A 12,234-nucleotide genomic window follows, 5' to 3' on the forward strand; every position below is an offset into this window, starting at 1 on the left:
GATTCAAACCTGTCATTGGACGCCTGACGCCGACTGCGCGATTCTGTCGGCATGATCGCGCAGAACTATCGCCTCTATTTTGAACGCAAGGACGCGGACCAGAATATGGCCCGTTTCTATGCTCTGTCGATCGAAGAGACATTATTCGGTCAGGTCTGCCTTGTCCGGCGTTGGGGCAGGATTGGTACGCGCGGCCGCATTGTCCAGCATTCGTTCGATGATGAGCGTGAAGCTGTCGAGCTGTTTCTTGATCTCCTGAGAGCCAAGAGGATGCGCGGCTATCGCCCCAGGCCTGCAGCGCGACATGCAAAGCGGCCCCGCCTGGTAGACGGGGCCGCTGCGGTGCCCCTCAGTCGCGGGTGGACCGGGACCAGATGAGCTGGAGACCTTCCTGGCCGTCCACTTCGATCAACGTCGCGTAGATCGGCGCTGGGAAGCTCGGATCGTCCAGCTTGACCGAGAGGTAGTCGCGCTCGGTTTCCTTGGCGGTCTTCTGCCAGGCGGCGCCCAGTTCAACTGCGCCCGAGTAGAGGCGGAAGCGCGGGCCCTTGTCGGAGGGATTGTCGACCCGCTCGATGCGCGCCTTGACGTTGAGGTTGAGGGTCTTGATCGTGCCAGTGAAGCCGTTGGGGGTGGTGGTGAAGGTGCCGATGGTGGCCATGGTGATATTCCTTTCCTTGTTCTCGGGCCGCGCCCTTCGCGGCCTCGATAGCAGTCGACAGACCGGAGACGATCGGACCGCACCCCAATGGGGCCGAAACAGCGTGGAGGGCGGCCGGGCGCGGCTTTCTTGGCTAGCGCGAGGAATGACGGCGCAGCCGGCAGGGGAAGAAAGCTGAGGACGGGCGTTGCGGGAGAACGATCGAGGCGAAGCCGGTTTCCGGTCAGACGTGCCTTATCGAGCCGCCGATGGGTCGGCCTGTCGCAAGTGTGGAAGGAATAGGCCTTGGCCTTCCGGCCAGCCCTCGACGTCCGTGGCGGTGCTGACCCGAACTCGTGCCCCCGGCCAAGCGAGCGCAGAGGCCATTGCGGTTGGAATCAGTCTCCAGGGCCACTCGAGCGGCCACACCGGGAAGGTGCTTGCAGTGCTCGCGTCCGATCTGCAGCACCGGCAAGATCTGACGCAACAACATCATGACAAGGGGAAGCGGACCTCTGACTTCCCGATGAACGCACCCGGTGATCAAGGCGGGCAAGGTTGGAGCCCCGCAGCGCCGGCGAGGATAGCGCAATCTGGAATAGGGCCGATTTCGCCAGCGCCGTCATCAAGCGGCCTCGCTGACTTGCGCGGCCGTCGGCTGGAGACCATGTAGAAATCCCGCGGCACGCTGGGCGTGTGCTGCAGCGGCGAAGATCGCCCGCTTGTCGTCCCCGAGGACTTTCAGCCAGGAGCCGATGTAGCTTGCGTGATCGGAACGTGGCTCAAGTTCCGGTGCAATGCCAAGATCGGCGCAGAGGAAACAGCTACCGAGCTCGGCGATGAGCTCCTCGCGTGCCCGCTCGGTGCGATCTTTGGCGTAACGGCTGAGGTCACGGTTCACGCGATGCGGCGGGGCGGTCCAATGCGTGGCCTCACGACATTCCCGGCGGCGTGCACACCCCATGGGGCTGCTCTCAGGGCGGTACGGTCTATGCCGAGGGCATCACCTCGCATTCGACCGCGGGGCATGGCGGCTTCAATCTATTTCGCGTCAGGGATGAAAATCGGAAGGGCGAAGACCCGCATGGCGGGGCTTCAGGACCAACGTCGCCCGGTAGTGGAACTCGCGAGTGGCTGGATCGGCGGTGTTCACCAATGTTTGGCTCTGATCGGTGCTCGACCACCTTGCGCGCCTGGAACGAAAATCCCCCACCGCAATTATCGATGCAAACCACGCGTGGGTATTTTCATGGCAAAGGTCCACGAGACATGGCAAGTCGAGCCGCACGGCCGTTTGCAATCGATCGCTGACGGTCTCTTGACGGTCAGCGGCGAGATTCAGATGCCGCTTGGCCATTTTCCCCGTCGTATGACTGTGATCGGCCTGGGCGGAAACCGCACCGCGATCTGGAGCTGCATTCCCCTTGCGGAGCCGCAGATGCAGGAAATCGAAGCGCTCGGTGATCCAGCCTTTCTCATCGTGCCAGGCGCCGGCCACCGGCTCGACATCAAGCCTTGGAAACTCCGCTATCCCCGTGCGAAAATTGTCTGCCCGCCGGGCGCGCGGGAGGCGGTGGAGAAGATTGTCAAAGTCGATTCGACTGCGGATATCTTCGAGGACCCTTCCGTTCGGATGGAGACGGTGCCGGGTGTGGCGGAAAAGGAGGCTGCGTTGTTCGTGCGCCGTGACGGCGGTACCACCCTCATCGTCAATGACATCCTTGCCAATGTGCGCCACCCGCATGGGATTGGCGCTCACATCATGGCGCACGTGCTTGGCTTTGGCGTCGACCGGCCCAGGATGCCCCGTGCTGCAAGATGGTTTTTTGTAAAGGACGGCAAGGCGATGGGTGCCGCTTTCCGCAAATGGTCTGATGAACCGGATCTTGGATGCATCATCGTCAGCCATGGCGACGTCATCACCAAGCAGCCCCGCAAAGTTCTCGAACGGGTCGCGCAAGATTTTGGGGCGTGAGCAGAGAACCTGCGGCGGGGCCTATCGGCCCGACCGCGCTATTTGGCATAACTCTGCAACTGACCGAACATGGGGCAGCTATGTGCAATGACTACGAGCAGCATATCGCCTGGGCCGAATATTGCCGGATGATGCAATCGTTGGCGCTCGACATTCCCACTCGTCAGACGGAACTGGATTTGCCACAGGTTACAGCGCCAGCATGTGCATGTGATTTTCGAACTTCTTCGAGAACGCGTTGGTCAGGCGCGTAAAGCGGCGCATCTGCATCGCATGGTGAGCTGGTGGCGTTCACCGTTCAGCGTGCGACGTGCTGCCGGCAGCGCCGAAATGTTGATGCGTATCCTTGTCTATCGGGAACTGGAAAATCGTGATGCCAGCGAAGGCTCGCCTTCTACGATCCGGCAGTAGCTCATTTCCCTTGGTAAAAACGTACAGGCGATTCCCGTTGAACCCTGCGGCGAAGAGAAGATTGCGTGCAAAGTTCAGATGCAGACCGCAGCCGTATTACTTGCTTCGCTGGGCGACCATATCGATCATGTGCGCCACATCCGCGCCAAAGTTCTCTTCGACGGCGTACTCGGGAGCTAGATCATGGACCAGAGCCATGAGGACGGACACTGTTCGGCATTCTCCTTTGATATCATCCGCGAGGCTTTCAGAAGGTCGGTACGCGAGACAAACCGGAAGATCGCCTAGCAGCCGTCACCGTGGCATTGCACAAGCCTATGGAAGGGCTGGGCGTGCCGGTAGCGTTTGCTTGACGTCGCGCTCTTGCCCGTAAGCCAGCCCAGCCGCAAATTTCAAAATGAGACACTACCCGTTTTTCGCAACACTGGACACGAAGCCAATCCAAAGTTGACGGCGTCAATGGTTGACGACGTCACGAACGACAACAAGGGGTCCGGCGCCCGTCACCAGAGCAGTTCAGCCAACCCTGATAGCAGCCAGATCGAGGAAGACAGTTTCGCGGCCGGCACAGCGGACCTGCTCAATCGACAGGTCCTCGGCGGTCAAATCGCCAACCTGATCATCATCGCCGCCCCTCGGACGCTTGGGGAGCTTCGCAAGCACTATCACTAGAAACTTCCGGCCGTGCTTGTTGGCGAGATCGCCAAGGATCTTACCGGGCATTCGGCGCAGGAGATTGAGAAAGCGGTTGCCGCTGCTTGACCGGCTGAGCATTGCAGGGCCTTTGGCTGCCGAAGGCTCCCTCGATTTCCATTGAGGATTGGCGCGGATGGATCCCGTCACATCCGCGCTACAGCTAAGCGCATCCACTTGGAACGTCGGAGCCCCTCACAAGTTGTACGAGCGCAATCCACTCCATGGAGAACATTTTATGGCCAAGCGTCGAGAGAAAAAGACGGACCTCACACCAGCCGAGGCCACAAATCGCATCTGGGGACTCGCCAAGGAAATCGACGTCTGCATGTTCGTGACATGGGACGGCGAATACAATCGCGCTCGGCCGCTCTCCGCGCGGGTCTTCCGCGACGAAAACGCTTTCTATTTCCTCGTCAATGATGATAGCGCCAAGAACAAGCAGCTGTCGAAATACCCGAAGGTCACATTGGCCTGGAGTGACAGCAGCCACTACAAATACGTCACGATCTCCGGCCCGGCCTCGGTGACAAATGACAGGAAAAAGATAGCAGAACTCTGGGAGAAGACTGACGCAGCATGGTGGGACAACGCTGACGATCCAAAAATTCGTCTGATAACGGTGAAACCGGACCAAGGCGAATTGTGGGACAGCCCGGGACTGGTCGTCGCGACCGCGAAAATGGTGTTCGCGGCCGTCACCGGCTCCAAGCCGAACGTGGGCGATAACGCAAAAGTCGATCTTTGAGAGAGCCGGCAAGCGCCAGGCCGGCGGAGAAGCACATGACCAATCCCACGACGAAATACACCAGCGAGCCCTTCAAGGAGCAGCGCCAGGAATGGCCGGCTCTCCAGCGCAACATGGATCCCGTTCCTGACTGCGGTGAGAAAAGCTATCGCGGCTCAAACCGGCTGGCCGGCCGCAAGGCCCTTGTGACCGGCGGGGACTCGGGGATCGGACGCGCGGCGGTAATCGCCTTCGCGCGCGAAGGCGCGGATGTGGCGATCAATTACTTTCCGAGCGAGGAGCCCGATGCGCAGGATGTGGCCGAGCTTGTCCGTGCCGCGGGGCGCAAGGCCATCCTGATTCCTGGAGACTTGACGGACCAACAGTTCTGCCTTGACCTCGTGGAGCGGGCGCACCGCGAACTTGGCGGCATCGACATTCTCGTCAACAACGCGGCCTACCAGCAATCCAAGGTGTCGATTGCGGATATCAGCTTCGAACAATTCGACCGCACGCTGAAAACCAATCTCTACGCGATGTTCTGGATTACCAAAACGGCTCTCCCTCTGATGAAGCCTGGAGCAGCTATCATCAACACGGCCTCGGTCAACTCGTTCAACCCTGGCGAGGAATTGCTCGATTATGCCACGACGAAGGGCGGCATTGCGATCTTCACAAAAGGCTTGGCCAAGCAGTTGGCCAAGAAAGGCATCCGTGTCAACGCCGTTGCCCCCGGGCCAGTCTGGACGCCGCTGCAGGTTGCCGGAGGTCAGTTGCCAGGCAAGTTAAACGAATTTGGCCAAGATACACCCATCGGTCGTGCCGGCCAGCCGGCAGAACTTGCGCCGCTTTTTGTCCTGCTGGCTTCAGGCGAAATCACCTACACCGATGGCAGCGTTTTTGGAGCCAATGGCGGCACAGGCGCCATCTGAAGGATCGAGCGGTTGCCGCGGCCTGGCGGCAACCCCTGATCCTCGAACGCCTCCCATCCTCAAACTTTGCCAATCTCCCTTCGTCTTTGTCGGATCTTTCGCTGCCTGCCCTTGCCGGCGCGCGTCAGCGCGGCCTTCCCGGCGCCGCGCTGCCTGTCTCGGCAAGTTCGTGCGCATCGTGGTCTCTCCAGACGGTCGGCAGGTCGCGTTGGAGCATGTCCTCGATGTGCCGCGGAGCACGGGCGCGCAGCCGCTCCGAACTCGTGTCCTATTAGCGCACCGACGACAAGGGAACTTCGCCCTCACAATCCCGTTGTGGCCTCGGAGATGAGGTCATGCGCTTGCGTGAATTAGCCCCAACAAACGAGCGCAAATCCTTTGGGCGTAGCGGCCTGGGTCCGCTATCGCGCGCGGCTTGGCCTGGCGTGACTTTGTCGGTTGCTGCAGGCTTGGTTGTTGCAGCCCTCATTCTCGTGTTCGGCGCGCTTGCTGAAGAAGTCCTAGACGGCGACACCACCGCGTTCGATCTTGCCGTTCTTTCGGTTTTCCGCAGCGCAGCCGACCCTGCCAAACCGATTGGACCGCCGTGGCTTCACGAAGCCGCCCGGGATGTAACATCCATCGGCAGCGTGGTGTTTCTTGGATTCGTGCTATTGGCAGGGGTCGGCTATCTTCTTTTGATCCATAAGCGTGCTCTCGCGATCTTGATGGCTGTTTCGGTGGTCGGCGGCGAAATGCTCAGCACGATCCTGAAGAAGAGCTTTGACCGGCCCAGGCCCGACATCCCGCACGTCACACAGGTGTTCACCGCAAGCTTCCCGAGCGGACACGCAATGCTTTCAGCGATCACCTTCCTCACAGTGGGCGCCCTGCTTGCGCGCGCAAACGAGGACCCGCGCCTAAAACGCTATTTCATGGGGCTTGCTGTATTCTTCACCATGGTGGTTGGCGTGAGCCGCGTCTATCTCGCGGTCCACTATCCCACGGATGTGCTCGCGGGATGGTGCATAGGTTGCGGCTGGGCAATCCTGTGTTGGACGGTTGCGTCGTGGTTCGAGGGGCCCAGCGTTAAGCAGGAGCTAAAGCCTTGAGGGCTTTGGCGATCATCAATAGAGGCGCTGGCGCCGCCGCGCGTAGCGGCGACATCGAAAAACTCGTCCGTGATGGGTTGAAGAAACGCGGCATCGACGCGGACGTGAAGTTGCTGGCTGGGCACCAGATCGGCGACATCGCCCAAAGGTTTGTCTCTGAGGGCCCGAAATCCGGCGATCGAAGAGTGTTGGTGGTAGGTGGTGGCGATGGCACGCTTGGGAGCGCGGCGTCGGCGCTCGCCGGTACCAAGGTAGCGCTGGGCGTCCTGCCCCTAGGCACACTCAACCACTTCGCCAAGGATCTTGGCCTGCCGATCGAACTCGATGCGGCAATGGATGGGATCGCAGCGAACAAGCCCGTGGCAGTCGATGTGGCCGAGGTGAACGGTCGCGTTTTCCTCAACAACTCGTCGATTGGCATCTATCCCTTCTTTGTTGCAAAGCGCTCCGCCGAGCAGGACCGGCGCGGGTTGGGAAAACTTGCAGCCATCGGTCCTGCTCTTGCAAGAACAGTGACGTCCGCGTCCTGGCAGGCTGTCCATGTTGCGGCTCAAGGTAACCGCAAACGGCTGCTGACGCCCTGCGTGTTTGTCGGAAACAACTTCTACGACATCGCCGATCTTGGCCGCCGCAAGAGCCTGTCCTCACATGAGCTCTGCGCCTATGTCGTCAAACAGCAGTCATGGTTTGGACTGGCGTTGCTCCCGTTCAAGATCGCGTTTGGTCTCGTCGACTCGACGCGAGACGTGGAGTCGTATCGAACAAAAAACCTCCAGATCACGTCGCATCGCGCAGCAATGCTGGTTTCGCTGGATGGCGAAGCCATCAGTATGGACATGCCCCTGAATTTTCGGATTCGACCGGCGGCCTTGCAGGTCCTGGCAACCGCCGAAACGGATTCGGATTGATGGCCAGCCCCGTAGCCGGAGCAATTTGGTGAAGACCCTCGTCCATCTCTCGGATTTGCATTTCGGAAAAACGGATAGCCAGGTCGTGGAAGCCATTGCGTCTGAGGTTCGCGCCATAGGTCCCGATTTGCTCGTCGTGTCCGGAGACTTGACGCAACGTGCTCGCAAAGATGAGTTCCTGCAGGCACGCGCGTTCCTCGATTCATTCGCCGGCCCTCGCCTTGTGGTGCCCGGCAACCATGATGTACCGCTCTGGAATGTCTTCGCCCGTGCCTTAACGCCACTGGCTCGCTACAAGCGTTACATCGCGGCGGACACGGATCCATTCTATGCCGATGCCGAAATCGCCGTTGTCGGTATTAACACTGCGCGATCCCTGACAATCAAGGACGGCAGGATCAATGTCCGTCAGCTTGAGGCCGCGGCTGAAAAATTCGCACATTTGTCCGATGACATTACCCGGATCGTAATCACCCATCATCCATTCGAGGGACTGGATTTCGAAGGCGACGATGGTATCGTCGGTCGGGCAAGTCTTGCAATGAACGCCTTCTCGCGTAGCGGCGTTGACATCATATTGTCTGGCCATCAGCATCTTCATCGCGCCGGTTCGAGCGCCAGGCGTTACCTTATCGACGGCTATGCGGCATTGCTTATTCAGGCGGGAACGGCGGTGTCTTCGAGACGTCGCGAGGCCGCAAATTCGTTCAACATTATTTGCATCCATCGTCCGGAAATATCCCTGGAATGTCGAAGCTGGCGGTCTCCTCGAGGCGGGTTCGAAACCTCGGCGAGATATTCCTTTCGGCATGGCCCAGACGGATGGCGCATGCTTGATTAGCGCAGACAATTCTACTCCAGGGACGGCGCCGCTTAAGCGTCATGTCATTGTCCCCCGTCGTCGCAGGCTGAGAGCCAACCAAGCACCCAGCCAAACGCAGTGGACGGCCTCGAGCGGAATAGAGATCGCGTACCAGGCCGGGCCGAGTTTTTCCCCACCGATCATGTAACAGGCGATGAGCCCGGCCATGCCTACGACGAGGCCGATCCATGCCAGTATCCAAGTATGGCGCATGGGTCGGTTGGGCGCCAGGCGGGCTGTGGTATAGCCGCCAGCGACAGTGAAGGCCGCGCGGTAAGCAGAGGCCAAAGCAAATATCGGAGCGGCCATGAGCTGGGGCGCGCTCGGAAATATCCCGGCGGCCTGCATCACCGCGTCCATCGCAGTCGACGCGGCAGCCGTAACGACGAAGCCGGCGACGATAGCGCCTGCACCGGCGAGCCAGGATCTCATTCGTGCACCGTGTTGCTTTGGGCCGAGAGCAGTGCGTCGAGCTTGCGCATCTGGCTTTCGTGGCCGGCGCGGGCTCGCTCGGTCCTGATGTCGTTGTGCATGGCATCGAAGAAGATGGTGACCTTCACGCCATCGGCCGTGGCCCGCAGGTCAACGACCGTGGCCACTTCTTATGGTGTTATGTCAGGCACAAAATCGGTCAACGTTTTGTACGCCAACCGACCGGGCGGCGACACTTCCGTGTAGGTGACCCGGCACTGCGTGGTGACACGGCATGCCGGCTTGCTTCATGAAGGCTATCTGTTGCGGCCCCGTGGCGGTCATCTGATAGACCAGCTCGCCGCCGGGCCGCAGGTCGAGCGAGCTAACGGTGACGTCGAACCATTCTGGTCCCCACCAGGATTCAATACCGTCCTTTGTGGTCCAAAGGGCCCAGGCGTCATCTATTGAGGTGGCATAGGCACGCTCGATTGAGAATCGAGCTCGTGCCGGCGACGTGGTCATTACGAATTCTCCTGGGAGTCTGGATCAATAGCCGTCGGTCGCTTCTCGAGTGCGACGCCGAACCTGTCGAGCCGCGCCTCCCAGTGGCGTCGATACTCCGCCACGCAGGCGTCAAGCTGCTCGAACGCTTCCTTGCGCAGTGAGTAGAGGCGCTTGTGTCCGTCCGGGCGCATCTGCACGATCCCTGCCTTCCACAGAATGCGCAGGTGCCGAGAGACATCAGACTGGTGGATGTCCATGCTCTCGACGATGTCGCCTACTGCGCACTCCCCGGTCTTCATCGCGTTGACGATGCGAAGTCGGGTTGGGTCGGTGAGAGCGTGAAAAAGAGAAATTTGCGTATCAATGTATATCGATTGTCAGCACGCCGGTGACGCGGCTTCGACGACTGTCGTTCCCCTCGCGTCGCCAATCGACTCGCACAGGCGAGGGCTCGCCATCAAAGCCCTTCAGCTACGCGGCTTTGCGACCGGGCGTAAGAACTCCTAACGCGAAAGCCCGCCACCTTTCAGCAGCGGGCCATGCGCCACGTTCATTCAGCAAATAGCGTGGCTCCAGCTAGTTTGCGCCGCCGAGCTGCTTCGTCTTTGCGCAGTAGTTGTCATGCGACTTGGCGATAACGTTGTCGCCGCAGTCCTTGGTAATCGACGCCCGATCGTCATCGGTCAAGGCGAGCCAGGCCTTCTTGAACGCGTCATCCGACTGCATCGTCTTCATGCCGGAATCGGTGTAGAAGGGCTGCATCTTCGCCGGATCATCAAGCGCCGACGTTCCATTTGCCGCGCCGGCCAAAGCTGAGCCAGTCATCATTGCAAGCGCCACTGCGCCCATGGTGAGCGTCTTGAAGTTCATGGGAAATTCCTCCGGTTGAGGCTGCCAAGGGCGGCAGCTTGTTGAAGCAACTTCATTTGTCGGAAAAAGTTTCTCAGTCAGATCGAAAAAGCGGCGGGCGAGTGTCTGGAGTACTAGGGTATTGGAATTCCATCCCTTTCATTCGGATATATTGTCCTTTGACGGAGCTAGGCGGTGAAGCCCCACACAGCCTCAGCCGGAGCGTCGGCGCCTGAGAAGGCTCGCAAGCAGTTTCCGCCCGCCTTTGCGTGGGATCAGATCGATATCGCTGACAAGCTTTGCGCCACCCTTACGCCGCTCCAGGGTGATCTTTCGGCTATGGTAGGCCTCCAACTCGACCCGGTGCGCAACGCTGATGATGGTCACCTTTGGCAGTTCATGGATGATGGCCTCCATCATGGTGTCCTGGCTCTTCGAGTCGAGCGCGGCGGTGGCTTCATCCAACACAATGATATCGGGAGCGTGCAGGAGCAGGCGCGCAAATGCCAGGCGCTGCTTTTCGCCGCCAGACAGGGTCTGGTCCCACGGCGCATCCTCATCGATCCGATCACCCAAATGCCCGAGTCCCACCTTGTCGAGGGCGGCCCTGATCTCTTTCACCGTCCATCGGTCGGCAGCGCCTGGATAGGCCGCTGCGCGGCGAAGCGTTCCGGAGGGGATGTAAGGACGCTGCGGCAACATGAACATTCGCTTGTCCGGGTGGAAATTGACGCTGCCACCACCCCACGGCCACAACCCCGCGATCGCCCGCACCAGCGTGCTTTTGCCTGAACCGGATTCGCCGGCGACCAGCACTCGCTCGCCCGGCCCGATCGCGACCTCGGTTTCCTTGACCACGGCGGTACCATCATCAAGCGACACGGAGAGATCGTTCAGGCTGAGCACCGCATCGCCGTCCGTTTCGCCACGATTGATGCGCCCCAAGGCCTCGCTCTGCTCCGCACGTTCGAGCCCATCGAGCGACATCATCAGCGAGGCGATACGCCGGGCAGAGGCATTCCAGTCGGCAAGGCGTGGGTAATTGTCGACCAGCCATCCGAACGCGCCTTGGACGATGGCGAAGGCGGAGGCAGCCTGCATGACCTGTCCAAGCGACATGCTGCCCTCAAGAAATTTTGGTGCGCAAAGCAGAACCGGCACCACGGGCGCAAACAGGCTTGATCCCTGCGATACCAAAGCTGTGCGCATGTGCTGGCCCGTCAGGAGCGCCCATTGCTTGAGGACACGGACGAACCTGCTGTCTATGCCACTGCGCTCCTCCTCCTCACCGCCGAGCAATGCGATGCTCTCGCCGTTTTCGCGCACCCGGGTCAGCGTGTAACGGAATTCGGCTTCCGCCTGGTTTTTCTCCTCGGAGAGTTCGACGAAATGGCGGCCGATGAACACCATCGAGGTCGAGGTGATGGCGGCGTAGATCACTGCGGTGATGACGAGAAAGCCTGGAATGGTGAATGTCGAACTACCGATCGACAGGGTGAGAGCGCCACCGATCGTCCAGAGGACCACAATAAAGGTGGCCGCCGCAAAAAAAGCGGAGATGACGCCGGCGACGAAATCGACGGGCGACTCCGTGGCAATCCGCAAATCCTCGGCGATGCGGGCCTCCGGATTCTGATGGTCGCCACTCACCAGGTTCAACTGGTAATAGCGACCGTTAGCCAGCCAGCGCCCAATCACGGAAGTGGTAAGCCAGGAACGCCAGCGCCGCTGCATTGTCATGCGAACGAAGACCTGTGCAACGACGAGCCCTGCGTTTCCGGCTACGAGCGGCAGAAAAACGACACTGAGAAAATAGACGGTGTGGGCATCGCGCTTTTCAATGGCGTCGAAAATCGAGCGGTTCCAGACATTGATGCCGTACTGGAAGCCAACATTGATGCTGATCAGCGCCAACAGCGCAAGCGTACATGGCCAGGCGAGCCTGTCGCCGTTGCGGCTCCAGTAGGCGCGCGCGCTGATCCAGAAGCGCTTCAGCAGGTATTTCTTGCGGGCCTGCTCGACCTGCTCGGGCGTGTGCTTGGCCTTGGGGTCGAGGAGTTCCGGTGGCGGCGCAACTCCATCCGCCGCCTCAGACACAACCTCCACCGTCGCCTTTTCCAAGCGCGATTTGATCGCAGTGCGTGGATTGGCTCTAGCGGCCGATTTCGATTTTGATTTGGCTTGCGGCATTCGGCCCACAACGGCTTACCAACCAAAAGGTTTCAAGA

General features: G+C 60.1%; 15 protein-coding genes and 4 pseudogenes. 11 read left to right on the plus strand and 8 right to left on the minus strand.

Annotated features, from left to right (window positions below; genetic code table 11):
* Positions 1-51 precede the first annotated feature (51 nt).
* On the plus strand, positions 52-378 hold the full coding sequence (locus tag A3A9_RS43230) for a WGR domain-containing protein (protein ID WP_082222329.1): 327 nt from the start codon (positions 52-54) through the stop codon (positions 376-378).
* Here A3A9_RS43230 and A3A9_RS0132990 read toward each other — a convergent pair.
* Both A3A9_RS0132990 and A3A9_RS0132995 read right to left on the minus strand, forming a co-directional pair.
* Positions 350-661 carry a DUF736 domain-containing protein gene (locus tag A3A9_RS0132990; RefSeq protein WP_027062409.1) on the minus strand — a complete coding sequence of 104 codons (312 nt, stop codon included), beginning with the start codon at positions 659-661 and terminating at the stop codon, positions 350-352. The two genes, A3A9_RS43230 and A3A9_RS0132990, sit on opposite strands and share 29 nt — an antisense overlap.
* 604 nt (positions 662-1,265) lie before the next feature.
* A pseudogene (locus A3A9_RS0132995) lies at positions 1,266-1,574 on the minus strand (zincin-like metallopeptidase domain-containing protein); the annotation flags it as partial.
* Positions 1,575-1,588: 14 nt separating this feature from the next.
* Between A3A9_RS0132995 and A3A9_RS46590 the strand changes: the two are divergent.
* The 10 genes and pseudogenes from A3A9_RS46590 to A3A9_RS0133040 all read left to right on the plus strand — a co-directional run.
* Positions 1,589-1,711: pseudogene (locus A3A9_RS46590) on the plus strand (DUF7007 domain-containing protein); the annotation flags it as partial.
* On the plus strand, positions 1,668-2,615 hold the full coding sequence (locus tag A3A9_RS0133000; protein ID WP_202596430.1) for a hypothetical protein: 948 nt from the start codon (positions 1,668-1,670) through the stop codon (positions 2,613-2,615). The pseudogene A3A9_RS46590 and the gene A3A9_RS0133000, both read left to right, overlap by 44 nt.
* Before the next feature lie 80 nt (positions 2,616-2,695).
* Positions 2,696-2,803 (plus strand): annotated as a pseudogene (locus A3A9_RS45955) (SOS response-associated peptidase); the annotation flags it as partial.
* A gap of 22 nt (positions 2,804-2,825) precedes the next feature.
* Positions 2,826-3,026 (plus strand): hypothetical protein, encoded by a 201-nt coding sequence (locus A3A9_RS45425; protein WP_202596431.1) that lies wholly within the window; start codon positions 2,826-2,828, stop codon positions 3,024-3,026.
* Between the two features lie 363 nt (positions 3,027-3,389).
* Positions 3,390-3,788 (plus strand): annotated as a pseudogene (locus A3A9_RS43245) (host attachment family protein).
* Positions 3,789-3,957: 169 nt separating this feature from the next.
* Positions 3,958-4,467: a pyridoxamine 5'-phosphate oxidase family protein gene (locus A3A9_RS0133020; protein WP_051371375.1), complete on the plus strand. Its 510-nt coding sequence runs from the start codon at positions 3,958-3,960 to the stop codon at positions 4,465-4,467.
* A 113-nt stretch (positions 4,468-4,580) separates the two neighbouring features.
* Complete coding sequence (locus tag A3A9_RS40075; protein WP_430515905.1) at positions 4,581-5,378, plus strand: SDR family oxidoreductase; 798 nt, start codon at positions 4,581-4,583, stop codon at positions 5,376-5,378.
* Between the two features lie 335 nt (positions 5,379-5,713).
* The gene (locus A3A9_RS41440; protein ID WP_027062414.1) at positions 5,714-6,469 is read left to right on the plus strand and encodes a phosphatase PAP2 family protein; all 756 of its coding nucleotides are present in this window, start codon (positions 5,714-5,716) and stop codon (positions 6,467-6,469) included.
* Complete coding sequence (locus tag A3A9_RS0133035; protein WP_027062415.1) at positions 6,466-7,377, plus strand: diacylglycerol/lipid kinase family protein; 912 nt, start codon at positions 6,466-6,468, stop codon at positions 7,375-7,377. Before A3A9_RS41440 ends, A3A9_RS0133035 begins: the two co-directional genes overlap by 4 nt.
* 28 nt (positions 7,378-7,405) lie before the next feature.
* A complete protein-coding gene (locus tag A3A9_RS0133040; protein ID WP_027062416.1) occupies positions 7,406-8,218 on the plus strand; it encodes a metallophosphoesterase family protein in 813 nt (270 codons plus the stop codon).
* A gap of 39 nt (positions 8,219-8,257) precedes the next feature.
* Here the strand turns inward: A3A9_RS0133040 and A3A9_RS0133045 are convergent, their stop codons facing one another.
* The 6 genes from A3A9_RS0133045 to A3A9_RS40085 all read right to left on the minus strand — a co-directional run bounded on the left by A3A9_RS0133045 (position 8,258) and on the right by A3A9_RS40085 (position 12,196).
* Positions 8,258-8,671 carry a hypothetical protein gene (locus tag A3A9_RS0133045; protein WP_027062417.1) on the minus strand — a complete coding sequence of 138 codons (414 nt, stop codon included), beginning with the start codon at positions 8,669-8,671 and terminating at the stop codon, positions 8,258-8,260.
* On the minus strand, positions 8,668-8,838 hold the full coding sequence (locus A3A9_RS45430; RefSeq protein WP_202596432.1) for a hypothetical protein: 171 nt from the start codon (positions 8,836-8,838) through the stop codon (positions 8,668-8,670). The genes A3A9_RS0133045 and A3A9_RS45430 overlap by 4 nt, the downstream gene beginning before the upstream one ends.
* Before the next feature lie 16 nt (positions 8,839-8,854).
* Positions 8,855-9,175: an SRPBCC family protein gene (locus tag A3A9_RS45435; protein ID WP_051371377.1), complete on the minus strand. Its 321-nt coding sequence runs from the start codon at positions 9,173-9,175 to the stop codon at positions 8,855-8,857.
* A complete protein-coding gene (locus tag A3A9_RS0133055) occupies positions 9,175-9,528 on the minus strand; it encodes an ArsR/SmtB family transcription factor (RefSeq protein ID WP_343286144.1) in 354 nt (117 codons plus the stop codon). The genes A3A9_RS45435 and A3A9_RS0133055 overlap by 1 nt, the downstream gene beginning before the upstream one ends.
* A 205-nt stretch (positions 9,529-9,733) precedes the next feature.
* Entirely contained in the window at positions 9,734-10,027 is a 294-nt protein-coding gene (locus tag A3A9_RS0133065) for a hypothetical protein (protein WP_027062419.1), read from the minus strand.
* Positions 10,028-10,219: 192 nt separating this feature from the next.
* Positions 10,220-12,196: an ABC transporter ATP-binding protein/permease gene (locus tag A3A9_RS40085; RefSeq protein ID WP_033838974.1), complete on the minus strand. Its 1,977-nt coding sequence runs from the start codon at positions 12,194-12,196 to the stop codon at positions 10,220-10,222.
* Positions 12,197-12,234: the final 38 nt, after the last annotated feature.

This window comes from Mesorhizobium loti CJ3sym, assembly GCF_000472785.1.
Classification (GTDB): domain Bacteria; phylum Pseudomonadota; class Alphaproteobacteria; order Rhizobiales; family Rhizobiaceae; genus Mesorhizobium; species Mesorhizobium loti_E.

Bases quoted from the DNA above. Each gene is read 5' to 3' on its own strand.
- A3A9_RS40085 (WP_033838974.1), bottom strand. From the start codon at position 12,196: ATGCCGCAAGCCAAATCAAAATCGAAATCGGCCGCTAGAGCCAATCCA.
- A3A9_RS40075 (WP_430515905.1), top strand. From the start codon at position 4,581: ATGGATCCCGTTCCTGACTGCGGTGAGAAAAGCTATCGCGGCTCAAAC.
- A3A9_RS0133000 (WP_202596430.1), top strand. From the start codon at position 1,668: ATGGCGGCTTCAATCTATTTCGCGTCAGGGATGAAAATCGGAAGGGCG.
- A3A9_RS45435 (WP_051371377.1), bottom strand. From the start codon at position 9,175: ATGACCACGTCGCCGGCACGAGCTCGATTCTCAATCGAGCGTGCCTAT.
- A3A9_RS0133020 (WP_051371375.1), top strand. From the start codon at position 3,958: ATGGCCAAGCGTCGAGAGAAAAAGACGGACCTCACACCAGCCGAGGCC.
- A3A9_RS0133045 (WP_027062417.1), bottom strand. From the start codon at position 8,671: ATGAGATCCTGGCTCGCCGGTGCAGGCGCTATCGTCGCCGGCTTCGTC.
- A3A9_RS0132990 (WP_027062409.1), bottom strand. From the start codon at position 661: ATGGCCACCATCGGCACCTTCACCACCACCCCCAACGGCTTCACTGGC.
- A3A9_RS43230 (WP_082222329.1), top strand. From the start codon at position 52: ATGATCGCGCAGAACTATCGCCTCTATTTTGAACGCAAGGACGCGGAC.
- A3A9_RS0133065 (WP_027062419.1), bottom strand. From the start codon at position 10,027: ATGAACTTCAAGACGCTCACCATGGGCGCAGTGGCGCTTGCAATGATG.
- A3A9_RS41440 (WP_027062414.1), top strand. From the start codon at position 5,714: ATGCGCTTGCGTGAATTAGCCCCAACAAACGAGCGCAAATCCTTTGGG.